Here is a 25,447-nt window from a genome sequence, read left to right as displayed (position 1 = left end):
CTTCTGGGCAACACTTAAGGATTTCAACGCAATCCGCGTCAATGCTCATCTAAAACCCTAGATTCGGGCGCGTGTTGCCTGTAGGGTTACCCCAAATGCACCCTAAAAAATTGGGGGCTGATAACAATGCGGGACCAGTAAGGGACCGCGATGAGGCGGAGTAGTAATAATGGTTTCTGCGATTAATTTCGCTGTCCGCGATTCCGTGGGCGGTCGTCAACTTGGTACCATCGCGGGCGAGGGCCAAGGCAATTTCATTCAGGTCGGAACAGGCGATCATATTTCGCTGAATGTCGCACCGCGCAGTGTTCTGGCTTATGAGCAGCAGGGACGCGACTTGGTGATCCAGCTCGCCGATGGGCGTGTGATCATTCTGGCTGGATATTTTGATGCGCCAGATGCGCAACTTTACCTAAGCGCCGACGGCACGATCACACCGGTTGACTTCACTGGTGATGGGTCGGGCGTTCTTTCGGCTCAATTCGGTCAGGTGCAGGGTTTTGAAAAATGGAGTCCTCTGGACGACCTGCGCTTTGATCAGGCCGACATGATTGCTGACAATTCCCCCGTCTCTGACGATCCGGCTACTATGGGGATCTTCGCTCCTGCTGCACTTGCTGGCATGGGTGGTGCTGGCTTGGCCGGTGCGGGTCTGCTGGGCCTTGGCTTGCTTGGCGGCGGCGGTGGTGGTGGTGGCGACACAGGCACTGGCGATGGCGACACCGGAACGGGCGGTGGTGACACGGGCACGGGCGGCGGCGATACCGGCACCGGCGGTGGCGATACCGGCACGGGCGGCGGTGACACGGGCACAGGTGGCGGTGATACCGGCACAGGTGGCGGTGATACCGGCACAGGCGGTGGTGACACGGGCACAGGCGGCGGTGATACCGGCACAGGCGGTGGTGACACGGGCACGGGCGGCGGTGACACGGGCACAGGCGGTGGCGATACCGGCACGGGTGGCGGTGATACCGGCACAGGCGGTGGTGACACGGGCACAGGCGGCGGTGATACCGGCACGGGCGGCGGTGATACCGGCACAGGTGGCGGTGACACGGGCACGGGCGGTGGCGATACCGGCACGGGTGGCGGTGACACGGGAACAGGTGGCGGTGACACGGGCACGGGCGGTGGCGATACCGGCACAGGCGGCGGTGACACGGGCACAGGCGGTGGTGACACTGGCACAGGCGGCGGCGATACCGGCACAGGCGGTGGTGACACGGGCACAGGCGGTGGCGATACCGGCACCGGCGGCGGTGATACCGTCGAGGTTTCGGTCACCGAGGGGACCGAAAGTGTTGGCCATGTCGAAAACCTGGAAGATTACAGCAACGGCGTCACGATTGGCGGCGAAGGCGAAACCGGATCGACCATCACGGTCACCATTGACGACAGCACCCAGACGACAACCGTTGGTGAAGACGGCACTTGGACAGTGACCTTCCCACCCTCAGACATTGAGGGAGGAGAGCGTTCGACCGAAGTGACGGTTACCGCAACAGGGCCGACTGGCGCGACGACGACAGTGACCGAAACGCTGGTTCTGGATACGATTCCCAACCCGATCGGCATCTCGCCTGTCACGGGTGACAATACGGTGACTGCGGCTGAATATGACGCGGGCTTTACGATCAACGGCACAACGGCTGCTGATGCCACTGTAACCCTGACTGTTGCGGGCATTACCCAAACGGTGACAGCCGATGGCAATGGCGCCTGGTCCGTGACCATCAACCCCGGCGCCATCGAGGCGGGCACCTATGAGGCGACGGTCACAGCCACCACGGTGGATGCGGCGGGCAACAGCTCTTCCTCGACGCGCACCTTTGATATCGACACCGAAGTGTCGGTGGCCTTTGCCCCGAACCCGATTGAGGGGGACAACATCGTCAATCTGGCCGAAGCGTCAGATGGTGTGACGATGACGGGCACAGCCGATCCGGGCACCACGGTGACGGTTGAATGGGGCGGCACGACGCTGCCCGCCACCTCTGCCGCCGATGGCAGCTGGACGGTGACCTTCCCGGCAGGCCAGGTGGCCGCAGATGGGAACACCACTGCCACGGTCACGGCCACCGATTCCGTTGGGAACACCACGACGGCAAGCCGCGATATTGTGGTTGATACCGTTCCGAACCCGATCAACATCGGTGCAGTCACTGCTGACAACGCGGTGTCGCAGGCTGAATATGATGCCGGGTTCAGCATTGGCGGCACCACAGCGGCGGGCGCGACCGTCACGCTGAGTATCGCAGGTGCGACCCAAACCGTAACGGCAGGTGCAGACGGCGCCTGGTCAGTCGCGTTTCCTGCCGGGTCAATCCCGGGCGGCACCTATGAGGCAACGGTCACGGCCAGCACCGTGGATGCTGCCGGCAACCCATCGTCCTCGACCCGCACCTTTGCGGTTGATACCGAAGTGACGGTGGCGTTCGCCCCCGATCCGATTGCCGGTGACAACGTGATCAACATGGTCGAGGCCAGCAATGGCGTCACCATGACGGGCACGTCGCAGGCGGGTTCGGTGGTTTCGGTTGAATGGGGCGGCACCACCTTGCCCGCCACAGCCGATGCCGCAGGCAACTGGACGGTCACCTTTACCGGTGCCCAGATCCCGGCCGACGGCACCGCAACAGCCACTGTGCGCGCCACGGATGCCATCGGCAACAGCAGCACCGCGACGCGGACGCTGGTTGTCGATACGCAAACCGATGTTGATCTGAACCGCGTTGCCGGCAATGATGAAATCTCGGGCGGCGAACGCAACGCCGGGGTCAGCATCACCGGCACGGCCGAGGCTGGTTCGGCCATCAGCGTTGTCTTCGATGGGGTGACTCACACCACCACGGCCGCCGCAGACGGCACATGGACGGTCACCTACGCCACCAACGAAATCCGCTCGGGCTTTTATGAGGCGGGCGTGCAGGTCACGGCGACGGACCCGGCAGGCAACATTGCCACCGATGCGCGCATGGTATCGGTGGATACCGAAACCTTTGTGTCGGTCAATGCGGGCCAAGTGGGTGGCGACAATGTCATCTCGGGCGCCGAACGCATGGCGGGTGTCACGCTGACGGGGCTTTCCGAACCGGGCGCCACAGTTGCGGTGACACTGGCGGGCACCACCCGCACGGTCACGGCCAGCGCAAGCGGGGAATGGAGCGCAAGCTACACAGCCGCGGAAATCCCGGCGGGCACCTCGTCGCAAACCGTTTCGGTGCGCGCAACGGATGTGCTGGGCAACACCGCGACCACCACGCACAGCATCGGAATTGACACCGAAGTGGTGCCGCTGACCCGCCAAAGCCTTGGCGCAGGTGCAGATAACGTGGTGAACCAGGCCGAGGCGCTGGGCGGGATCACCATCACCGGCACGGTTGAAACCGGATCGACAGTGATGGTGCAGTTTGGCTCTGGTGCACCGGTAGCGGCCACAGTGGCTTCGAATGGTGCTTGGTCGGTGAACATCCCAGAAGGTGATATTCCAGCGGGTGAAACCTCGGCCAACCTGACAGTCACGGCGACCGACCGTTACGGCAACACCAGCACGCATAGCGAAGCTGTGGCCGTTGACCGTGTTGTGCGCAGTTTTGGCCCGGCGAATGCCGAATTGGCAGGCGATGGCTATCTGAACGCAGCCGAAGCGGCACAGGGCCTGACCGTGAATGGCACGGCTGAACCTGGCGCAAGTGTGGTGATCCGCATCGCCAACGGTGGCACGATGACCGTAACCGCCGATGCGCAGGGAAATTGGTCCACCGTGTTCAGCGGTGCCAACCTGCCGCGGGGCGAGTTGGAAACGACTGTCAGCGTCACGGCAACCGACCATGCGGGTAACGTGGCAAGCTATAGCCAACCGCTGGTGATTGACACCATCGCCCCGGGTGCACCCGATGTGATGCAATTCACCCGCAACGCCATGGGTCTGACCCGGATCGAAACGGATGAAATCAGCGAAAGCTATGATTTCACCCGGATCGATGCCAATGGCAATGTGACCGAGATCGACGCTGTCCGCACCATTGACGAGGTGTTTGGCACCCAGAACGTCAGCTTTGGATCGTTCAACGGGAACAGCTTTACCTCGACGCCCGTGCCCGATGGCAGCTATCTGGTGGTGAACACAACCGACATCGCGGGCAATGAAAGCTCAACCCTGATGGTGGTGAACAACACCAACGCGCCGGATGTTGATCTGTCTCGCCCCGGCCTGTCGAACTTTGACCTGTCGGCAATTGATCTGACCTTTGCACCAGATGCAGCCCTGACGATCACCGAGGCGCAGATCCTGTCGTTGACCGGGCCTGACCATACCTTGGTGGTCAAGGGTGGGGCCGACGACCATGTGTCGCTGGTCAATGCCACGGCAACCGGTGCAACGCAGGAAATCGACGGCGAGCATTACAACATCTACACGCTGGGCAGCTCTGGCGCGACGGTGCTGCTTGACGACGATATCACGGTTGTTTGACGGGCCAGAGTCATGCCCAAGGGGACAGTCAGGAAAATCAGGTTCGGGGCGTTCCGCCCCGGCCTGATGATGGCGGCCCTGTTTGCACTGACGGCCTGTGTAAATGGTGCTGGTTTTGATGTTGCGAAAATGGGGTTTGGCCGCGGCGATGCCCCCTCTGATCTGCCCCGCCCTGAACTGACACGTCAGGGGCAGGTTGAATCCGTGCTGATCGCCGATCTGCGCGCCCGCCGCTCTTTGCTTGATCCTGCCGGCCCCTATGGTCAGGTCGCCTCTGCGGTGCTGGATGCCGGGGCGGGCGTGGCTGCGGCTGAATTGCGCGTGGCCCGGCTTAAGGCGCAGGCACGGTCAAAGAACTGGCTGCCCAGCATTGGGCCCGATGTCTCGCTGACCTCGCTTGGCTCTCTGGCGGCCAGCATTCTGGTCGATCAGGCCCTGTTTGATGGTGGCGCGCGCAAAGCCGAACGCGCCTATGCCGCTGCCGATGTCGAAGTGGCCGCGATCACGCTGGCCAGCGAAACCAACCAGCGTGTCTATGATGGCCTGAAACACTATCTGACCGCCCAGCGGGCGACAGATCAGGCCATCGTGTCGGAACGCTCGGTCAGTCGTCTGGCTGAATTTGAACGCATCATGCGCCTGCGGGTCGAAGGCGGCTTGTCAGATCGCTCGGAAGAGCGGGTTCTGGGGCAAAAGCTGGCGGAAATGCAGGCCATGGCCAGTGCCGACCGACAGACGGCCGCCATGGCAATGGCCGAACTGTCGGCGATGACGTCACGCCCGTTGACCGGGCTTTCTGGGCTGCAAACCCTGCCCCCCGATCAGGCCGCGCCGGAACCGCTGTCGGTGTTGCGGGCAAGGGGGGAAGGTGCGCGCACCTTGGCCGAGGCTGATCTGGCCCGCGCCCAGATGCTGCCGGGGGTTACTGCGGAGGTCAGCCTTGGCACCGAAGGCGTGGATAGCGGGCTTGGCCTTTCGGGCGGAAACTTCGGCTTTGGCAGCACGGCACAGCGTCAGGCCATTGACGCCACGCCTGATCTGGTTGCCCGCCGCGCTGCCAAGGCTGCCGAAGATGCTGACCGCCGCATCGTGACCTTGGCCTCCGAGATTCAAAGCCTGCAAAGCCGCGAAGCGCAGGGCGCCGAGGTTTTGCGCCAGACGGGGGCAAACCTTCAACTGTTCACCGAACAATACAAGGTTGGGCGCAGGTCGTTGCTGGAACTGGTTCAGCAATACGAATCCTTTGCCCATGCCGAACGCGATCAGGTGGCACTGAAATATCTGGCGGCAGATTTACGATTGCAGATCGCGCTTGAAAGGGGGGCCCTGGTGGACGGGGCAAGGATGTGACAGCAGATCGTGTCATCTCTTTCGACATGAATGCCAGCCGGGCGGCGCAAGCCAGCCCGGCTTCCGCACGTCCGGCCCCTGCCGCCCGCAAATCGCGCCCCCGCCACACCAGCCGCGCCATGAACCGCGCCCAGCTTGCCAGTGTCTATGCCGGCGTTTTGGGGGCAGAACTGGCCGTGGGCGATTTGCTGGAACATATCCAGATCGCGGCAGGCGCTGGCAAGCTGGGCTTGGATGAAATCGCCTTTGCGCTGAACGGCATGGGCCTGTCTGCGCAGGTTGGCAAGCTGACGAAACCGGCCCCCGATCATTGGCCCGCCTTGGCCGAGATGACCTCGGGCCATATCGTTCTGGTGCTGTCGCAAACCGAAGACGGCTTTGATCTTTACGACCCCTCGGTGCCCGATGCCCGCGCGGAAGTGCCCATGGCTGACTTTCTGTCGGTCTATGCGGGCCGCATCCTGCGCGCCCGCACCACGATGGCCGAGCTGGAGGCCCGCCATTCCGTCAAACAGGGCAGCCATTGGTTCTGGGGGGAATTCGCCAAATACCGCCGCGCCCTGATCGAGGTGGCGGCAGGCTCTTTGGTGGCCAACCTGCTGGCTGTGGCTGTGGCGCTGTTTTCGTTGCAGGTCTATGACCGTGTCATCCCGCATCAATCAGAGCCCACGCTTTGGGTGCTGGCCCTTGGCGCATTTCTGGCGATCTTCCTTGAGGGCCTGCTGAAACTGGCACGCTCGGGGCTGATGGATCTGACCGGCCGCCGCATCGAACTGGCGGTGCAAGACCGGCTGATGCAGCGCCTGTTGGGCATGAAGGCCAACCCGCAAGAACGCCGGCCCAGCCAGATCTTCAACGCCATGCGCGAATTCGGATCGGTGCGTGAATTCTTTACCGCCTCGACCATCGGCACGGTGGCGGACCTGCCCTTTATCCTGATCTTCCTGGCCCTTGTCGCCACCATTGGCGGCAATCTGGTGTGGGTTCTGGTCGCTGGCGGCATCTTGATGGTGGTGCCCGGCTTCCTGATGCAAAAGCGCATGGTTGCGATGACGCAAGCCACCCAAGGCGCCAGCACAAGGCAAGCCAAACTGCTATATGAAGCCGTGTTCGAGCAGGAAACCGTCGCCATCACGCGCGGCGAAGACCGCATGAAACGGCTGTGGTCTGAACTGGTGGCGCTTTCGGCCACCAAGACATCGGATCAGCGCAAACTGACCTCGCTGCTGACCTATTGGGCCCAAGGGGTACAGCAGGCCACCTATGTCGGCGCGGTGATGGTTGGCACCTATATGGTCTTTGCGGGCAATTTCACCGTGGGCACGATCATTGCCATTGGCATTCTGACCGGGCGCACATTGGGCCCGCTGTCACAGCTTTCCGCCACCATGGCACGGTGGTCGAACGTCAAGGCTGCGCTGACCGCGCTAGAGGCCATTGCCGACGCAAAACAGGCCGAGGAAGCCGACCGCAAATATCTGCGCCGCGAAAAGCTGACCGGCGCCTATGAATTGCGTAACCTCGACTTCCGTTATGATCCGAACGCCTCGCCCACAGTCGATATTCCGGCCCTGTCCATTCCGGCAGGCCAGCATATTGCCGTCTTGGGCACCAATGGTTCGGGCAAATCCACGCTTTTGCGCCTGCTGGCGGGGCTTTACGATCCAACGGGCGGGCGCGTTCTGATCGATGGTGTCGATCTGGGGCAGGTGCACCCGCGTGATCTGCGTCGCGGCATCGGCTATCTGGGTCAGGAAGTGCGGTTGTTCGCGGGCACCTTGCGCGACAACCTGAACACCACCCAGCTAGAGCGTGACGATGATCGCCTGCTTGAATCGCTTGATTTCGCGGGCCTTGGCCAGTTTGTCCGCAATCACCCGCGTGGCCTTGATCTGGAAATCAAGGAAATGGGCGAAGGCCTTTCGGTCGGCCAACGCCAATCCATCGGTTGGGCCCGCATCTGGCTGCAAGACCCGGCCGTTGCCATTCTTGACGAACCCACAGCCGCGCTGGACCAGACACTGGAAACCACGCTGGTCAGCCGTCTGCGCACCTGGTTGCAGGGCCGCACCGCCATTATTGCCACGCACCGCGTGCCCATCCTGCAACTGACCACCCGCACGGTTATCTTGCAAAACGGCAAGCTGGCGGTCGATGGCCCGCGGGATGCCGTTCTGGCCCATCTGATGAAAACGACGCCTGCAGCGGCCGGGGGCGCACAATGACCACGTTTGATCACCGCTTTGACGAAAAGGCCCGTGGCCCCAGCCTGACAATCTGGGCGATTGCTGCCGCTGTGGCCGTGTTCTTCCTTTGGGCTGCCTTTGCCTGGGTGGCCGAAATCGTGCGCGCCCAGGGTCAGATCGTGTCGTCGTCGCGGCCCCAGATCATCCAGAACCTCGAAGGCGGTATTCTGGCCGAACTGAACGTGGCCGAAGGCGACGTGGTCGAGCCGGGCCAAACCCTTGCCCGCCTCTATGGCACGCAATACCAATCGGCGGTGGATGATCTGACCGACCAGATCGCCACATTGGAAGCCCGCCGCCTGCGGCTAGAGGCAGAACTGGCGGGGGAAACCGATTTTACCGTGCCCGAAGACATCATGGCCCGTGTGCCCGCGGTTGTGGCCTCGGAACGGGCCTTGCTGACGGCGCGCATGCAGGAATCCTCGGCCCGGATCGCCGGGGCAAAGGCGGTGCTAGAGCAAGCGGCCAAGGAACGCGAACTGCTGGAAAAGATGTTCAAGCAGGAAATCGCCCCGCTGATCGAAGTGACGCGCGCCCGCAAGGCCGCGTCGGATGCCGAGGCCCAGTTGTCCGAGGCCCGCACAAAGGCCGAACTTGACCGCGCCAACTCCTATGCCGAAACCCAAGCCGAGCTGGCCTCGCTGCGTCAGCGCCTGAAGCTGAGCCAAGACCAACTGTCCCGCACCCATCTGGTGGCGCCCATGCGCGGCGTGGTCAACAAGCTGTCAATCACCACAATCGGCGGCGTCGTGCGCTCGGGCGAAGAGATCATGCAGATCATCCCGCTGGACGAAGAACTGTTTGTCGAGGCGCAGGTAAAACCGCAAGACATCGCCCAAGTCACCCTTGGCCAACCCGCCGCGATCAAGCTTTCGGCCTATGACTACACGATTTATGGCAGTCTTCATGGCGAGGTGGTCTTTGTCTCGGCGGATACGTTCAAAGATGAACGCTCTCGCGCGGCGGATGGCGACCCGCATTACAAGGTAACACTGAAAGTGGATCGCAGCCACCTGACCGAACGGCAGCGCAATCTTGAAATCCGTCCGGGCATGCAGGCAACCGTCGAATTGCAGACCGGGGGCAAAACCATTCTGACCTACCTGACAAAGCCGCTGTATAAGGCGAATGAGGCGTTCCGCGAGCGTTGATCGCGCGGCCCGCCCATTGGTGCGGCCTGTCTGTCAGGCCCTTATGCCCTGATTTTTACGCCTTCCGGGTCATACAGTGGGGTCAGGCTTAGGGTGGCAGGCGTTTCTTCCCCGGCGATCACCAGATGATAAGTGCCCGCCTCGGCCCATGCCGGTGAAACGCCGGATTCGTCTCTGATATAGCCGAATCCGATGCTTTTCCCGATGCTATAGCCATATCCGCCCGAGGTCAGATAGCCCACAGGCTTGCCATCGCGCAAAACCGTTTCGCGCCCCAGCAGCACCGCATCCGGCGCATCGACCGTAAAGCCCGCCAGCATTTTTCGCAAAGGCTGGCCCTGCGCGGCCTCAAGCGCGGCCCTGCCCAGAAACGGCATATCCCCCCGCATCTTGACCGCCCAACCCAGCCCGGCCTCGAACGGGGTGTCATTCGGGGTGATGTCGGATGACCAGGCCCGATAGCCTTTCTCCAGCCTCAGGCTTTCCAGCGCCCGATAGCCGACGGGTTTCAGATCGCCGTCAGCCGCCATCAGCGCATCATAAACGGCCGCCAATTGGCCAATCGGGCAGTGCAATTCCCATCCCAATTCGCCCACATAGGTCACGCGCAGCGCCCGCAACTTTGCCCCGGCAATCTCTATCTCTCGGGCCCAGCCAAAGGCAAACCCAGCGTTCGACACATCATCGCCCGTGACCTTGGCCAGAATATCCCGCGCCTTTGGCCCCATCAAAGACAGCGTGCCCCAGTCTTCGGTGACATCGCGGAACGCAACGCCCTTGTCTGGCAGATGATCGGTGATCCAGCCCGCATCATGGGTGCGAAAGCCAGTGCCGGTAACGATATAGAATTGATCTTCGGCCAACCGTGCCACGGTCAGATCGCATTCGATCCCGCCGCGCGAGTTCAGAAGTTGCGTATAGGTCAGCCGCCCGACATCCCGCGCCACGCGGTTGGCGCAGATCCACTCCAGCGCCTGGGCCGCCTTGGGGCCAGTGATTTCGTATTTCGCGAAACTTGACTGGTCAAACAGCCCGGCATGGGCGCGCACATGGGCATGTTCCTCTCCCACAGCGCCAAACCAGTTTTGCCGCCCCATCGAGTAGATGTCCTTGCCTTCACCCCCGGCGGGGGCAAACCAATTTGGCCGTTCCCATCCCAGTTTAGACCCGAACACAGCCCCCCGCGCCCCAAGCCGATCATACAGCGGCGAGGTGATGCGGGGCCTGCCACTGGTGTATTCCTCATGCGGGAAGGCCACGGTGTAATGCTTGCCATAGGCTTCCAGCGTGCGTTCAGCCACCCAGTCACGGTCACGGTGCAGCGCCGAAAACCGCCTGATATCAACGGCCCACAGGTCCAGCGGGGCCTCGCCGCGCATCACCCATTCGGCCAGAACCCACCCGGCCCCGCCGCCTGACGCGATGCCAAAGGCGTTAAACCCCGCGCCCACGAACATATTGGCGCATTCAGGGGCGGGCCCAAGGATGAAATTTCCGTCCGGGGTAAAGCTTTCAGCCCCGTTGATCATCTGCTTGACGCCAACCTTTTCCAGCGCCGGAACCCGGATCATGGCCTGTTCCATATGCTGGGCAAAGTGGTCGTAATCGTCACCAAACAGGCGGAATTCCCAGTTTTCGGGGATGTTTCCTGTCACCCAGCCTTGCGGGTTCGGCTCATAGCCGCCCATCACCAGCCCACCCACTTCCTCTTTGAAATAAGTGCGGCGATCCGGGTCGCGCAGGGTGGGGGCATCGGGCGACAGGCCCTCGATCCGGTCAGTGATGATATATTGGTGTTTGACAGGGTGCAGCGGCACCGCCACCCCGGCCATCGCCCCCACCTGTCGTGCCCACATGCCCCCACAATTCACGACAGTTTCGCAGGCAATGTCGCCTTGGCTGGACTGCACATGGGTGATGCGCCGCCCATCCATGACAAAGCCCGTGACTTCAACGCCCTCGACAATCCGGGCCCCATGCATCCGCGCGCCCTTGGCCAGACTTTGGGTGATGTCAGACGGGTTGGCCTGCCCATCGGTCGGCAGCCAACTGGCCCCGATCAGGTCACCCACCTCCATCAACGGCCACATCCGTTTGACTTCGGCGGGCGAGATCAGATCCATCTCCATGCCAAAGCTGCGCGCGGTTGTAGCCAGCCGCTTGAATTCGGTCCAGCGGTCAGGGGTGGTGGCCAGCCGCAGGCACCCCGTCATCTTCCACCCCGTGTCCAGGCCGGTTTCTGCGGCCAGCCCTTTATACAGATCGACCGAGTATTTCAGCACCTTCGTGATACTGGCCGAAGACCGCAACTGCCCGACAAGGCCCGCCGCATGCCAGGTGCTGCCGCTGGTGATCTGGCCCTGTTCCAGCAGCAAGACATCGGCCTTGTGATCGCGCGCCAGATGATAGGCGGTCGAGCAGCCGATGATGCCGCCGCCGATGACGATGATTTGGGCATGGGTGGGCAGGGTCATGTTACGGGCTTTCGTAGGTTTGGGTGAAATCGGCCAAAGCCGCTTCAAGTTTTGTCAGATTTTCGCGGGCATAGAGCCGATAGTCAGCCCCCGGTGCCGCAAGATGCAGATCAGAAACCATGGCCCACATCGCCTCACGCAGCAGGCTGGCGCATTGCATGGCCGCAAAGGCGCGGCGAAAGGCCGGGTCGGGGGGGTGGCCCAGATAGGCCAGCAGCAGGGCCTCGGTCTCGGCGCGGCCCATTTCGGCATTTGACGCCGCGCCCGCCAGATCGAACATGGCGGTGCCAAAGCCCGCATATTCATAATCAATCAGCCACAGCTTTTCGCCCTGTTCCAGCAGATTGGCGGGCAGCAGGTCGTGGTGCCCAAAGATGATCGGCAAGGCAATCTGGCTGCGCTGCAACCGGTCAGACAGTGCCAGAAACCGGGGCAGATCGGCGGCAAAGGGGCTGTGTCCCGCAGCAATCGTGCGGGCATAGTCACGAATGACGTGAAAGGGCCAGAACAGATAGGCCTCGCCGGTGATATGCGCGGCCATGCTGTCGTGAAACTGGCGCAACAGCGCCCCCAGCCGATCTGGCGCGGCGCGCATGTCGGCGGCTGTCCAGGTGCGGGCGGGCAGGAATTGCACCACGCACACCCCCGGCGCGGCATATTCCACGGCGGGGCCAAAGCCCGCGGCATGGGCCGCGCGGGCCGTCATCACCTCTCGCGCCCGGTTCACATGGTGAAAGGGATAATCGCGGCCAAAGCGCACCACATGCGCGCCCGCTGCATCCACCACCTTCCAGCTTTCGTTTGACAGGCCACCTTGCAACGGGCTGGCGCTGATCTCGCCCTGCCAGCAGGGCAGGGCGCGGATGGCGTGCAGACTCATGACATGCCCCCCAAGCCCAGCTTGGACCGTTGCGCCTGTGCTGCCGCTGCCAGCAAGCGGTCGGCGATGATGGCGATAAAGGCAATCGCAAGGCCGGCCACAAGGCCGTTGCCCGGATTGGCCTTGGTCAGGGCAATATAGACATCCTGCCCCAGATCACGCGTGCCCACCAAGGCGGTGATCACCAGCATCGACAGGGCAAACATGATGGTCTGGTTCAGGCCCAGCAAGATCTCTGGCAGCGCCAGCCGCAAGCGGATGCGGGTCAGAACCTGCCAACGCGTGCAGCCCATGGCCCGACCGGCCTCGATCAGCCGCGGATCAACGCCTTGCAGCCCCAGCACGGTATAGCGGATCGAGGCGACCACGGCATAAGCGACGACGGCGATCATCGCGGTGAAATCGCCCACACGGAACAGCATGACGATGGGCATCAGATAGACAAAGCTGGGCAGGGTTTGCAGCGTATCGATGACCGCCCGCGTCACGGCCCACCACCGCTCACGCTCGGCCACCCAGATGCCGATGGGCAGCCCGATGGCCATGGCGACAAGAACGGAAACGCCGCACAGATAGACTGTGATCATGGCCTTTTCCCACTGGCCTGTGGCCGCGATCAGAAATGACAGCCCGCCACACAACACCGCCAACCGCCACCCGCCCAGCCGCCAGCCCGTCAGCGCCAGCATCGCCACCACCACCAGCCAAGGCAGCCCCAGCAGAAACCGCTTCACCGGCACCAAAAGCCAAACCAGAAAAAAGGTCTTGATCGCCTCTAATGTGTCGAAAAAGGTGATGTTGATCCACTGCACCGCTGCCGCCCAAAAGCTGCTGGTCGAAAGCTGGGCACCCGGCGGATAGCTTTGAACGATCGGGAACAGCAGTGCCAAAAGCGCTGTGACAGAGACGAAAACCACCCCCGCCAGTGCATAGGGGTGGCGCCGTGCCAGCCCACCCAGGGGCAGGGCCGGGGCCGCGCGATGCGCCACGGCTTGCGACAGCCGATCCAGCGCGATGGCCAGCGCGACAATGGCAAAGCCAGCCTCAAGCCCGGTGCCGAAATCAAGGCGGCGCAGGGCGTTCAGCACCTCAAACCCCAGGCCCCCCGCCCCGATCATCGAGGCGATGATGACCATGTTCAACGACAGCATGATCACCTGATTGACACCCACCATCAGCGGCTCTCGGGCCGAAGGGATCAAGACGCGCCACAACGTCTGCCGTGGGGTGCAGCCCACCATCCGCGCCAGATCGCGGGTTTCTTCTGGCACCCGTTGCAGCGAAAGGGTGGTGATGCGGGTCATCGGGGGGGTGGCATAGATCAAGGTTGCGATCACTGCGGCAGTGGGGCCAAAGCCGAACAGGATCAGGATCGGCACCAGATAGGCAAACACCGGCATGGTCTGCATCAGGTCAAGCAGCGGGCGCAAAGCCCGTTCCAGCCAGGCGTGGCGCCACGCCAGAATGCCAAGGCCAAGGCCGATGGCAACCCCAAGCGGCACCGCCACCACAATAGAGGCTAGCGTCACCATGGCGGCATGCCACTGGCCAAAGACGGCGACAAAGCCAAAGCAGCCCGCCGTCAGGATGGCCAGCCCCGGCCCCCCGGCCCAAAGCCCGAACAGCGCAATCCCGCCCAGAACGGCCAACCAAGGCAGGGGCGGCACCAGTTGCAGCACCTGCCCGGCCTCTTGCCGTTGCACCCCATCGGCCAGCAGGGCAAGTGCCGCCTGATAGGGCAGATCAACCGCTGCGGCAAAGGCGCGGGTCAGGTCGGAAAAGGCCAGCGGGCCGATGGCGGCGTCTTTTACCAGCCATGTGATGGCATCGCCAATCCAGCGGGCGGCCGGAATCTCCCATGCCTTTGGGTAATCAAAAGCCAGGGGCACCAGGGCCTGCCCCCACAGCCACACAGCCACCGACAGGGCCACAGCCACGGCCCAGATCAGGCGCCCGTGCAAGGGTGGCGCCAGGGTGGCGGGAACAGATGTCATGCCCCACCCCCCAGCAGCAGCCGGATCACATCATCCCGCGCGACTGTGCCCAAGGGCTGGCCCGCATCTTCCACCCCAATCTGCACCGCCCCCGAGACAAAGGCCGGCGCGGCCTCGGCCACGGTTGCGCGGGCCGACAGCATGGCAAGGCCCGGCGCCACAGGGCCGGGCGTCAGCAAAGACCCCAACCGCACCACCTTGGCCTTGGGCACGGCTTGGGTGAATTCGCGCACATAATCGGTGGCCGGGTTCAGCACCAGATCTTCGGGCGTGCCGCATTGCACCACCGCCCCGTCCTTCATGATGGCAATCCGGTCGGCCAGACGGATGGCTTCGTCAAAATCATGGGTGATGAAAACGATCGTCTTCTGCAACCGGCTTTGCAGGCGCACGAACTCGTCCTGCAATTCGCGCCGGATCAGGGGGTCAAGCGCCGAAAACGGCTCATCCAGAAACCACAACTCTGGCTCGACAGCCAAAGATCGCGCGATCCCGACCCGCTGTTGCTGGCCCCCCGAAAGCTGCCGGGGATAGGCGCCTTCCCGCCCCGACAGGCCCACCAGCCCGATCATCTCGGCGGCCCGCACCTCTCGCGCCGGGCGGGCCATGCCCTGCACCTCTAGCGGAAAGGCCACGTTTTCCAACACGGTCAGATGCGGCAACAGCGCAAAGTGCTGAAACACCATGCCCATCTTGTGCCGCCTGATCTGCGTCATCTCGGCCTCGGATGCCGTCAGCAGGTTCTGGCCGTTGAACAAGACCTCTCCTGCTGTGGGTTCGATCAGCCGCGACAACAGCCGCACCAGTGTCGATTTGCCAGACCCAGACAGGCCCATGATCACAAAGATCTCACCTTGCCTGACCGTCAGATCAACGGCGCGCACAGCGGGCACCAACCCCTGCGCCAGCAGCTTTTCGGCATCGGTGCCCGCAAGCGCCAGATGTTCAGCCGCGCGCGCGCCAAAAACCTTCCACAGGTTGCGGCACACCAGGGTCGGGGGGCGGTCGGAAAGGGCAGAGATGTCAGACATCAAGGGGCACGCCGGAATGGTGCCCGGCCCTGATACGCTCATACAGGGCCGGGGGGGGGGTGACAGGTCAGATCACTTGGCGATCCAGCTGCTCCAGCGGGGTTCGTTGGCCGCGATCCAGTCGGCCACGACGGCGTCAACCGTTTTGCCGTTCAGATCCACCTCGGTGATCATCGCCCCCATTTCATCATTGTCGATGCTAAAAGCCTGCACCGCCTTGTAGGCCCCCGGCCATTTGTCTTTCATCCCGGCCCAGCCAACCTTCCAGATATCGCCAAAGGGTTTGCCGCAGTCATAGGCGGCATCGGGGTTTCCCCCCCATGCAGGGTCTGTGTAACAGGCGGCGTCATAGGTCGGGAACTCTACCCATTCGCCCTCAAACTTTGCGGGCGCCCAATGCGGCGCATAAACCCACAAGATCACCGGCGCCTGACGCTGATAGGCCGATTCCAGCTCGGCAAACAGCGCGGCATCGGTGCCGGCGTGAATCACCTCAAACGGCAGATCCAGCGCCTCGATGCGTTCTTCATCAAATCCGCCCCAAGTGACCGGCCCGCCCAGATACCGGCCCTTGGGCGCGGTTTCGGCGGTGCTGAAGGCCTCGGCGCAGGCAGGCTCTTTCAACGCCTCCCAATTCGGAAGACCGGGGCATTTTTCCTTCATATAGATCGGATACCACCATTCTTCCTTGGCCTGCATCCCGGTCGGCCCCAAAACCTCGACATTGCCAGTGGCGGTCGCGGCATCCATGGCCTCGCGCCCCGTGGTTTCCCAGATCTCCATCGCCACATGCAGATCGCCGGTTTCCAGCCCGGCGAATTGGGCCAGATAATCGGCCTGCACATATTCGATGTTGTACCCGCCCTTGCGCAACACCTCGCCCATCAGTTGCGTGGTGATCAACTGGCCGGTCCAATCATGCAGTGTCAGTTTGATCGGGTCGGTCGAATCCTGCGCCATGGCGCTGGTGGCCAGCAAAAGGGCGGGCAGCGAAAGGTGAAGAAAACGCATCGAAGAACTCCCTGTCATGGACAAAAGCCGCAGTGCGGCGGTCTGTTGGGTGGTAACGGGCGCTTTGGCGCGCAAGGGGCCTGCGCCTTCTGTCGATGCCTTCAGTAACGCGTCTTGCGGGGTGGGCTGTCAATAAAAATCAGGGGAATTTGTGGATGACTTGCCCATTTGAACCATAAAGCGCTAGAATACAGTCACAAATCACCAACAAAGCCACAGAAAGCCCAACTATGCTGACAAAGCGTCATGGCGCGATTCTTCAGGTGCTGCAGGTGCGTGGGTCGCTGTCTGTTGCGGCCTTGTCGCAAGAACTGGGCGTGTCCGGCGAAACCGTGCGGCGTGACATCCGCGCCTTGGTTGATGCCGGGGCCGTTGTCCGGGTGCATGGTGCGGTGGGTCTGGCAGGCCAGATCGGCGAAGCACCGTTTGAACGCCGCATGCGCGAAAACGCGGCGGCCAAGCGGGCCATCGCCCGGGCCATGGCCGACAGCATTGCCGACGGCGACTCGCTGATGCTGGATACCGGCACCACCACCAGCTTTCTGGCGCGCGAATTGTTGGGCCATCGCCGCCTGACGGTCGTGACCAACAGCTCTGATATTGCCCGCACGCTGGCCACGGTGAACGGCAACCGGGTGTTCATGGCCGGAGGAGAGTTGCGGGGCGATTCCGGTGCCGCGCTGGGCGCGTCGGCGCTTGACTTCATCCGCCCGTTTTCTGTGCAACACGCCATCATCTCGGCGGGTGCGGTCGATGCCAGTGGCATCATGGATTTTGATCTGCACGAGGCTGAATTTGCCCGTGCCGTGCTGGCCTGCGGTCAACGGCGCGTGGTCGTGACCGATGCCAGCAAATTCGGTCGGCGCGGGTTTATCCGGGTCGCCAGCTTTGATGCTGTCGATGCCTTGGTGACCGATGCCCCCCCGCCCGATGATGTGGCGGCTGCGCTGGCCTCGGCTTCGGTGCAGCTGTCGTTAGCTGCGCCGGGCGACAACGGCCAGTGACGGCACGGTGCCGCTTTCTCCGGGCATCGACACATAGGGGTCGGTCACTTCGACGATCGTCAGCCCCGCCATGCCCTGCAAGGCCAGCCTGAACCCGCCATCCCACAGCGTCGTCTTGACCGTCAGAACAACCGGCCCCCCCGGCGCGGTGATGCGCAGTAACTCGGGCAGGGCTTCGGCCCCGACATGGCCCGTGGTGAACACACCGGTCGAGATGACGGCGGCAAACTGGCCATCGGCAAAGGGCAACGCGCCACCCAGCGCCAGATGGTGCAGCGCGGCATAGGCCCCCTTGGCCCGCGCCTTGGCCAACATGCCCGCCGACAAATCCAGCCCATGAACCGGTGCAAACCCCAGAATGCCCAACCAATCCCCCAGCAGCCCCGTGCCGCAGCCGGCATCCAGCACCGGGCCAGTGCCGCGCGGCGCATAGCGCGCCAGCAGCGCCAACCCGACTGATGGGTGACGATAGCCCGCCCGTGCCATCTCGGCATCATAGGTATCGGCCCATCCATCATACAGCGCCGCCACCTGCTCGGGCGCCTTTGCCCCGTAAACAGCGCCCAGATGCCCGTCATGCTGCCCCGAACCCATCTGTAGACTCCTTGCCGTTTCACCCGTTAGCTTGGCCCAAGGCGGGCCATCACGCAACGGGGGCAAGATGCAGGATGATGTGGCAAAGCTGTTGGCCGGGGTGCCCGGTATCACGCCGGGGGGCACAGCGCAGCGGCTGGGTGGGCTGACCAACCGTGTCTATCGGCTGCGCGATTTCATCATCCGCGTGCCGGGCGAAGGCACCGAAACCTATATCAACCGCCAGCACGAGGCGATTGCCGCCCGCGCCGCCGCCGCCGCCGGGGTCAGCCCCGAGGTGATCCATTTCGACGAAACCACCGGCGTGATGATCACCCGCTTCATCGACAGCACCACGATGACTCCGCAGGGGTTCAAAACCCGCACCGGCAGCTCCGCGCGCGCCGCCCGTGCGTTGCGCCAATTGCACCAGTCGGGGCAAACCTTCCCGGCCCGGTTTGAACTCTTTGCCATGATTGACGACTATCTTGGCCATCTGTCGGGCAAGGATGTGCCGGTGCCCCCGGGCTATCCCGCCGTTCTGGCCGAGGCCGAGGCGGTTCGCACGGCCCTTGCCCGCAGCCCCGTGCCGCTTGCCCCCTGCCACTGCGATCCGCTGTGCGAGAATTTTCTGGATACCGGCAGCCGGATGTGGATCGTCGATTGGGAATATTCGGGCATGAATGATCCGATGTGGGATCTGGGCGATCTGTCGGTCGAAGGCCAGTTTGATGCCGCGCAAGATGCCGAAATGCTGGCGGCGTATTTCGATGGCCCGCCCACCCCCCAAGATCACGCGCGCATGGTGATCTACAAGGCGATGTGCGACCTGCTGTGGACGCTGTGGGGCCTGTTGCAACTGGCCAATGACAACCCGGCCGAGGATTTCAGGGCCTATGCCGACACGCGCTTTGCCCGCTGCCGTGCGCTGATGGCCACACCGGAATTCGCAGACCACTTGGCGCTGCTTCAGCGCCCGTAAATGATGATGCAGCCAAGGCCCTGACCGGCAGGGCGGCTGCAATCGGCCTGCCCGGTTTCCGAGTCAACCTGATGCGCCGATTGCAAAAAGGCCTCAACCAACCGCCGCGTTTGCCCCCTTTGGCCGTCTTGCCCCAATCTGGTGTCTGTGCTGCCGGAAATCTCGGCCAATCGCCCCGCCAGCGCCCTGCGCGAAAAGTCCAGCGCCTCAGCCGTGAACCGCGTTTCCAACAGGATCTGCGCGGTTTCAGACAAGATGTGCAGCGGGTCATAAAAAGTCTGCGCCGGGGTGTCGGCGCTCATCTGCCGGGTCAGGCTGATCAGCGCCTTGGCTTCGGCATCGGCCCCGGTGGTCGAAAACCGGTGCAGCGCCAGATAATAGCGCGCCAAAAGCACGGCCTCGGGGTCGCCCTTGGCCCGTGCCACATCAACGGCCTTGGCCAGCTCCGCTTCGGCCTCGGCCGGGTCCGACAGGGTATCGTGCAAGGCTGACCGGGCAAAGGCGATCGGCAAGGCGCCCAGACTGCCATCATCAAGCTGTTCAGCCATCGCAAGGGCCGGCAAGACAAGCCACAGCCAATCTTCCTCCAGCCCCGCACGGGCCAGCCAAAAGAACAATTCGGCAATGGCCTGCTGTTCGGTGCCGGGGTCAAGCTGCAACCGTGGCGCGCGCTGATTGGCCCAGTCATCGCCCGCCACGGCATCGGCCGCCCGCTTCATCACCGTCAACGCCTCGGCCCCGCGGCCCAGCCAAAACAGCGCCCGCCCTGTCTTGGCCGCCGCGGCGGCATTCACGCGGCGCACCTCCGCGTCCGGCAGGCCCGAGGCTTCGGGCAAAGTTGCGCGCGCCGCAATGGTCAGCGCCGCCCCATATTCGCCCCGGTTCAGGGCCTGTTCGGCCTTTTCCAACTCGGCCCGCGCCAGATCTGCGGGGGCGTTGTTGTAAATGGTGGCTTCGCTCTTGCCCCAGGCGGCAATCACCTGCAACAGATCATCGGCCATCTCGTCGCCCATGGTTGATCGGAACAGGGGTTCGGCCATGCGCCCGGCCAGACTGGCCTCGTCATACCGGCCCAGATCGGCCAGCGCATAAACGCGCGACACCTGCAAAAGGGCAGACAGATCCGCATTCTGATCGGCATGGGGGGCCAGATAGGCCAGCCCTTCATCGGCAAGCCGCAGGGCAAGGGGAGAGTTCTTGTCCTCGTTGCGCACAAAGTCGGAATAAGAGCCAAAAAGGAACGCCCATTCCGGGGGCAAGACATCTTCTTGCCGGGCGCGGCGGATCGCGGCACTCATGTATTCACGATAGCCGGTCAGATCTTCCGCGCTCCACAAGGCAAAGGATTCGTCCATCACAACCAGCGGATCGCGCAGCGGCACCTCTTGCGCCGTGGCGGTCAGCGGCAGTGCCAGCCACAGCATCATCACCCCCGCCCGCCACATCATCCGCCTTGCCCCACGATCACAAAGGGCGCCCAGGCGGACGGATGCGCAAGACTGGGGTCGCGCGTATCCTCCATCACCGCCAGCATTGCGGCCTGCAACGCCTCGGCCCGCCGCAGCCCGCCCTTGGCATAGGCCGACAGCGCCCCCGTCGTCAGCCGCGCCGCCGCATCATCGCGCACCGGCCAATGCGACACGACAATCGACCGCGCCCCGGCAAACAGAAAGGCGCGGGCCAGCCCCGACAGACCCTCGGCCCCCGGTTCCGCCCCGCCTGCGGTGTTACAGGCCGACAACAGCACCCAATCGGCATCCAGCTTCAGGTCGATGATCTCGGATGCGGTCAAAAGCCCGTCATCCAGTTTGCTGGCCCGGTCGGGCGGGGTCAGCACCAAGGCCGGTTCGGTCACACCCTGCACCTCGCCCGACAACAGGCCATGGGTGGCAAAGGCCACCACCTGCGCCGGACCGATGCCCTGCTTGACCGCCGCTTCGGTGGCCTGATCGCCCAGATACAGGCTGGTTTCGCTGGCCCCCAAGGTGGTGGCAATCGTCAGCAACTCGCGCCGTGTGGCGGGCAGGGGGGGCAGGCTGCGCAGGCGGTCAACATCGGCCAATCCTTCGGCCACCAGCGCCGCGCCGCGCGTCACCCCGCCCAGACTGCTGCCCCCGGCAAACACCGGGTCGCCAAAGCCCGCCAGCAGCGGCCGGTTGGGCTGGGGCGGGGGCAGGCGTTTGACCACGGCAAGGCTTTCAACCGAAGGCAGGGTGGTCAGCGCATGGCGGCGGATCATCCAGGGCGTGCCCCGCAGCGCCACCGGGTCATCATCGGCCCCGTCATAGGGGCCGGTCACGAACAGGGCAAAAGGCAGCGATGTCAGCGGCCCATCCGCCACCACATACACATGCCGGGCCTTGCCAAAAACCGGCTCTAACGCGGCCAGAAACACGTCATACAGCTGCGCTGCCAGCCGCCGGTCAAAGCTGGCCCCGCGCGGCGTTTCCGGCGCGGCCCCCTCTAGCGCCGCGGCCCCGCGCGTCACTGCGGTCGGGTCAAGCGTCTTGCGCAGTTGGGCCACGGCCTCGGCCGTCACCGCCGCACCGGCATTGACACGGTGCCACCCCGCGCGGTCGGGGCTGATGGCCCAGACAAAGGCATAGGTGTCGCCGACAAAGGTCTGGATCAGCGCCTCATCCGGGGCCAGCAGCGCCTGCACCGCCCCGATCGTCAGGGGCTGCGGGCGGGTCAGTTCGGCATAACGCGGGAAATCCTGCGCCAAGGTCCGGTCCAGCCCGGCCAACTCGGCCGTCAGCCCGTCAATCTGCCCGGCCAGCCCGATCTTGTCGGCGTCGGCCTTTGCAATCGCCGCCGAGGCATCGCGCAACCGTTCCTCGACAGATTGCCGATGGCGCACCAGCTCGGCCAGCGGGCCCGTGGTCGCCGCCGTGCGCAACCCGATCTGGCGAATGGCCGACCCGGCCGAAGACAGCATGGCCTCTTGCGCGGCGCGAAACCCCTCATCAATCAGCGTCTCTGCGCGCGCGGGCAGCGCGGCCATGACCAGCCAAAGGGAAAAGACGACACAGCGCAGCATGATGGGCCGATCATGCCAGCCCGCGCGCCGCTGTCCAATGAATTTTCCTGTCAGCGTTGTGTGCCCCAACCCGGTGCCGACAGCAGCAGACGCTTGCGCCCTGTCTTCGCCCCTGATCAGATCGCCCATCGCCAATGGTCTTGGGCAAGAGAACGAATGACCCCGCAACTCACCCGACTTGATCTGAAAGGAGAGCCCTTTGCCATCGGTCTGGGCCTTGGTCTTGTGGGGCGCAGCGCGGTTCAACGCCTGTTGCTGTCGCACCCATTGTGGGCAGAGGTCAACAGTGCCACCCATGCTAAGGCAGTGGCGCGCATGGCAGAGACGACACAGGTCCGCTTTCACTGGATCTGGGCCGAAATCGAAGGACTGGCGCAGGGCCTCGGCTTGCCACCTCTACAGGTGTTTGCCTGGAATTGCCGGGGTGATCTGTTGGCAATGGCACCCGATGGTTGCACGACGGTGATGCAGCCCGGGCCGACGATCACGCTTGCCCATAACGAAGATGGCTTTCCGTTTTTTCGTGGTCAGTGCTTTTTGGCCGACTTGGACCCAGATGGTCAGCCGGGGCTGACAAGCTTTGCTTATCCGGGGTCGATCGTCGGGCATACTTTTGCGATGACCCATGCGGGGTTGGTGCAGACTGTGAACAACATCCGCCTTGTCGGGGTTGCCCCTGAAATACCCCGCATGGTGCTGGGCCGCGCAGTACTGGCCTGCGAGACACTGGATCAGGCGGTTCACCTGTTGCAAACCAGCGGGCCGTCTGGCGGATTTCACTTTGGCTTGGCGCAAGCGGGGGATGACCGCCTGCTGTCGGTCGAGTTCGGCAAAGGCGGCGTTTCGGTTCATCGCGTGACCGCACCGATGGCCCATGCCAATCATGCGCTGCACCTGTCGCAAGGGCAGGGCCAGATCATCACCCAAAGCAGCGCCGACCGGCAGCTGCGGGCTGATGATCTGCTGCATTCCGGACATGATCCTTTGTCCATCTTGCGCGATGCGGCTGGGCCGGGGCTGCCGATCCGCCGTGATGCTCAGGATGACCCGGATGAGGAAAACACCATCGCCACTTTGTTGGCGCAGATCGGCGCTGACGGGGTTCGTTGGGCAGTGCATCCGGACAAAGGCCCCGCAATCTTGGGCCATATCCGGCCAGCGGGGCCTAACCGCCCATCATCCGCGCATAAAGGATAAGCTCGGGCCGATACTCGAAATGCATCCCGTCAAAATGGTGCCATTTTCCGCCCCAGACAAAGCCAAACCGCTCCATCTCCCGTACTAGGGACTCTGGGTATTGATTATCGTAACCGCCCGCATTGCCCTCGGTCGCACCCGACCAGCGCCAATAGCCACCCAATTCTGTATTGAAATCGACGGCGATGCCAAAGCTATGCGCACTCAGGCGCTGGGTTCCTGCGATCTTGCGCCAGTTGAAACTGCCACCGATGCCGGTGAAATAGCGATCCATCGTTGCGCCTTGCGCGGCAATGGCCTGCAAAGCCGCCTGCAATTGCAGGGCCGCACAGTGCTGCGTCGTCATTGAAAATCGGGCCTTCACGGCGCCCGGATAATCGACCCGAACAAGGGTTTTGGAAATGGCTCCTTCGGCATTGCCATAAAGGGCACGAAAGAACGCATCATTGCGGGCGCGCCCCGGATCGAACCATGGGTCAGACCGCGAGGTCAGATCAAAAGGCAGCGGATAGATCTGCACGAATTGCTCGGCAATCGAGGCATCTTCCAGCCTGGCGCGGGCGGGCCGGTCAGGTTTTTGCCCCAAGGGCAAACTCTGCCCATCCGGAAAGACCACTGTGCCCGCAGCGTCATTCACGATCACACCAGGATAGCCCAGCTCCAGCGCGACAGCCTCGGGAGAGCGGGTCAGGGGCGGCAAGGACAGCGCCAGGAAATCGCGCGCCGTGCAGGCCGATACGGGCAAGACTGGCAACAAGCCAAGCACCAAGGATAGCCCGATCAGGCGGGAAATCAGCATCCGTTAGCCTTTTCCAACGCCTTGATCCGGTCAACCTCGGCAGATTCCGAAGCCGAAAGCACTGGATTTGACGTGCTGCACTGGCTGGTGTCAAACACCGACTTGGCCTGTGCCGAGGTAAAGCAATAGCCCTTCTGATGGAAAATCAGATTGCGGGCATACCACAGCTGCGAACAGATATCCCCGCCAACAGCAGCAGGAACGGGCGTTGTCTGCTGCACAGGCGGCGCAGCCGCGGTGGCAAGGCCGGTCAGCCGTTCTTGCGCAATAGCAGCATAAATCGGGCAATCGGCGTATTTCCGGGCAAAGGCTTCGAAGGCCGCTTGGCTTTGCGTCGATTGCAGCACTTGCCAGTCTGCGCGGGCCGCATCGCAAGGGTCGGCGATTGGCGCAGGGGCCAGCTGGGGCACAGCAACGCCAACAGACGCCTCCAATGGCGCGGCACCGCGGTTGATCGTGCCATCGGCGTTAAAGGAAAACACCCCCGTCAACTGATCGTAATAGGCGGGAAACTGGTCGTGCTGCACCGACCTTGCCATTTCACGCACATCCTGGCGCACGGCAATTGCCAACTGGCTGACGATAAGCCCCGGCTCGCTCAGGCGAGGTAATAACGCCCGCGTAAAAACGGAATTCGGGTTTGTATCGCTGTTTGACAACCGATCCAGCGCAGATTGCCCGGTGCCGGCAGAAAACAGGATGAACACGCCTTCGGGTGGCTCACTCTGGGCAAGCCCGCGCTTGGTGCCAAGCGACCGCGTACCAGAAACGGGAAAGGGGTTGTCGCGGCAGGCATCAAGAATCAGCAGGCTGACGCGTGCCCCTTTCTGCTGCATCGTCTGCAGCACCCTGTCCACGGCGATGCTTTCACCCACGACATAATCTTCCTCGCCCGGTCGGGCAGCCGGAATATCAACGGGCAACAGGTAGTTGCGCCCGGCCACTTCGATCCCGTGGCCCGCGAAATAAAACACCGCCTCATCCCCCGGCTGGATGGCCGAGGCAAAGGTTGCAAGGCCCCGATTCATACTGGTGCGATCTGCATCCAGCAGCGTCGTGACGCGAAAGCCAAGCTGGCCAAGGGTCTGCGAAACGGCATTGGCATCATTGCGGGCTTTTTGCAGATGGGGCACATTGGTGTAGATGTCATTGCCCACGATCAGCGCATGACGCTGCTGCGCAAAACCTGTCATCGCACTGGCTAGAACCAAGATGATCGTCGCAAGCAATAGCCTCAT

17 protein-coding genes are annotated in these 25,447 nt (G+C 63.2%); 7 read left to right on the top strand and 10 right to left on the bottom strand.

What is annotated here, in order from left to right:
• The first annotated feature begins 169 nt into the window (after window positions 1-169).
• From V3C85_RS01525 to V3C85_RS01510, 4 genes are all read left to right on the top strand, one after another.
• Window positions 170-4,477: an Ig-like domain-containing protein gene (locus V3C85_RS01525; protein WP_331793313.1), complete on the top strand. Its 4,308-nt coding sequence runs from the start codon at window positions 170-172 to the stop codon at window positions 4,475-4,477.
• Between the two features lie 66 nt (window positions 4,478-4,543).
• Window positions 4,544-5,827, top strand: a complete 1,284-nt coding sequence (locus tag V3C85_RS01520) for a TolC family protein (protein ID WP_331793312.1) — start codon at window positions 4,544-4,546, stop codon at window positions 5,825-5,827.
• 26 nt (window positions 5,828-5,853) lie between these two features.
• Complete coding sequence (locus V3C85_RS01515; protein WP_331793528.1) at window positions 5,854-8,052, top strand: ATP-binding cassette domain-containing protein; 2,199 nt, start codon at window positions 5,854-5,856, stop codon at window positions 8,050-8,052.
• Window positions 8,049-9,224 (top strand): HlyD family type I secretion periplasmic adaptor subunit, encoded by a 1,176-nt coding sequence (locus V3C85_RS01510; protein WP_331793311.1) that lies wholly within the window; start codon window positions 8,049-8,051, stop codon window positions 9,222-9,224. The genes V3C85_RS01515 and V3C85_RS01510 overlap by 4 nt, the downstream gene beginning before the upstream one ends.
• Window positions 9,225-9,265: 41 nt before the next feature.
• On the opposite strand, the gene V3C85_RS01505 is transcribed toward V3C85_RS01510, so the two are convergent.
• The 5 genes from V3C85_RS01505 to V3C85_RS01485 all read right to left on the bottom strand — a co-directional run bounded on the left by V3C85_RS01505 (window position 9,266) and on the right by V3C85_RS01485 (window position 16,614).
• Window positions 9,266-11,698, bottom strand: coding sequence for a GcvT family protein (locus V3C85_RS01505; RefSeq protein WP_331793310.1), 2,433 nt, complete (start codon window positions 11,696-11,698; stop codon window positions 9,266-9,268).
• Window position 11,699: 1 nt separating this feature from the next.
• Window positions 11,700-12,578: a phosphotransferase gene (locus tag V3C85_RS01500; protein ID WP_331793309.1), complete on the bottom strand. Its 879-nt coding sequence runs from the start codon at window positions 12,576-12,578 to the stop codon at window positions 11,700-11,702.
• Window positions 12,575-14,572 (bottom strand): ABC transporter permease, encoded by a 1,998-nt coding sequence (locus V3C85_RS01495; RefSeq protein ID WP_331793308.1) that lies wholly within the window; start codon window positions 14,570-14,572, stop codon window positions 12,575-12,577. The genes V3C85_RS01500 and V3C85_RS01495 overlap by 4 nt, the downstream gene beginning before the upstream one ends.
• Window positions 14,569-15,603, bottom strand: coding sequence for a quaternary amine ABC transporter ATP-binding protein (locus V3C85_RS01490; RefSeq protein ID WP_331793307.1), 1,035 nt, complete (start codon window positions 15,601-15,603; stop codon window positions 14,569-14,571). Before V3C85_RS01490 ends, V3C85_RS01495 begins: the two co-directional genes overlap by 4 nt.
• A gap of 72 nt (window positions 15,604-15,675) precedes the next feature.
• Entirely contained in the window at window positions 15,676-16,614 is a 939-nt protein-coding gene (locus tag V3C85_RS01485; protein WP_331793306.1) for an ABC transporter substrate-binding protein, read from the bottom strand.
• A 230-nt stretch (window positions 16,615-16,844) separates the two neighbouring features.
• Between V3C85_RS01485 and V3C85_RS01480 the strand changes: the two genes are divergently transcribed.
• Window positions 16,845-17,618, top strand: a complete 774-nt coding sequence (locus V3C85_RS01480; RefSeq protein WP_331793305.1) for a DeoR/GlpR family DNA-binding transcription regulator — start codon at window positions 16,845-16,847, stop codon at window positions 17,616-17,618.
• Here V3C85_RS01480 and V3C85_RS01475 read toward each other — a convergent pair.
• On the bottom strand, window positions 17,589-18,212 hold the full coding sequence (locus tag V3C85_RS01475) for a class I SAM-dependent DNA methyltransferase (protein ID WP_331793304.1): 624 nt from the start codon (window positions 18,210-18,212) through the stop codon (window positions 17,589-17,591). The two genes, V3C85_RS01480 and V3C85_RS01475, sit on opposite strands and share 30 nt — an antisense overlap.
• Before the next feature lie 67 nt (window positions 18,213-18,279).
• Between V3C85_RS01475 and V3C85_RS01470 the strand changes: the two genes are divergently transcribed.
• Window positions 18,280-19,173, top strand: coding sequence for a phosphotransferase (locus tag V3C85_RS01470; RefSeq protein WP_331793303.1), 894 nt, complete (start codon window positions 18,280-18,282; stop codon window positions 19,171-19,173).
• Here the strand turns inward: V3C85_RS01470 and V3C85_RS01465 are convergent.
• Window positions 19,161-20,621 (bottom strand): hypothetical protein, encoded by a 1,461-nt coding sequence (locus V3C85_RS01465; RefSeq protein ID WP_331793302.1) that lies wholly within the window; start codon window positions 20,619-20,621, stop codon window positions 19,161-19,163. The two genes, V3C85_RS01470 and V3C85_RS01465, sit on opposite strands and share 13 nt — an antisense overlap.
• The gene (locus V3C85_RS01460; protein WP_331793301.1) at window positions 20,618-22,342 is read right to left on the bottom strand and encodes a CHAT domain-containing protein; all 1,725 of its coding nucleotides are present in this window, start codon (window positions 22,340-22,342) and stop codon (window positions 20,618-20,620) included. The genes V3C85_RS01465 and V3C85_RS01460 overlap by 4 nt, the downstream gene beginning before the upstream one ends.
• A gap of 27 nt (window positions 22,343-22,369) precedes the next feature.
• Here V3C85_RS01460 and V3C85_RS01455 point away from each other — a divergent pair, with 27 nt between their 5' ends.
• Window positions 22,370-23,410, top strand: coding sequence for a C45 family peptidase (locus V3C85_RS01455; RefSeq protein WP_331793300.1), 1,041 nt, complete (start codon window positions 22,370-22,372; stop codon window positions 23,408-23,410).
• On the opposite strand, the gene V3C85_RS01450 is transcribed toward V3C85_RS01455, so the two are convergent.
• Both V3C85_RS01450 and V3C85_RS01445 read right to left on the bottom strand, forming a co-directional pair.
• A complete protein-coding gene (locus V3C85_RS01450) occupies window positions 23,379-24,209 on the bottom strand; it encodes a M15 family metallopeptidase (protein WP_331793299.1) in 831 nt (276 codons plus the stop codon). The genes V3C85_RS01455 and V3C85_RS01450 overlap by 32 nt on opposite strands.
• Entirely contained in the window at window positions 24,203-25,447 is a 1,245-nt protein-coding gene (locus V3C85_RS01445; RefSeq protein WP_331793298.1) for a caspase family protein, read from the bottom strand. Before V3C85_RS01445 ends, V3C85_RS01450 begins: the two co-directional genes overlap by 7 nt.

The sequence above is a fragment of the Pseudotabrizicola sp. L79 genome, assembly GCF_036553525.1.
Lineage (GTDB): Bacteria > Pseudomonadota > Alphaproteobacteria > Rhodobacterales > Rhodobacteraceae > Pseudotabrizicola.
Note: the sequence above shows the minus strand (reverse complement) of the source record. Positions and strands in the feature narration are given on the sequence as shown.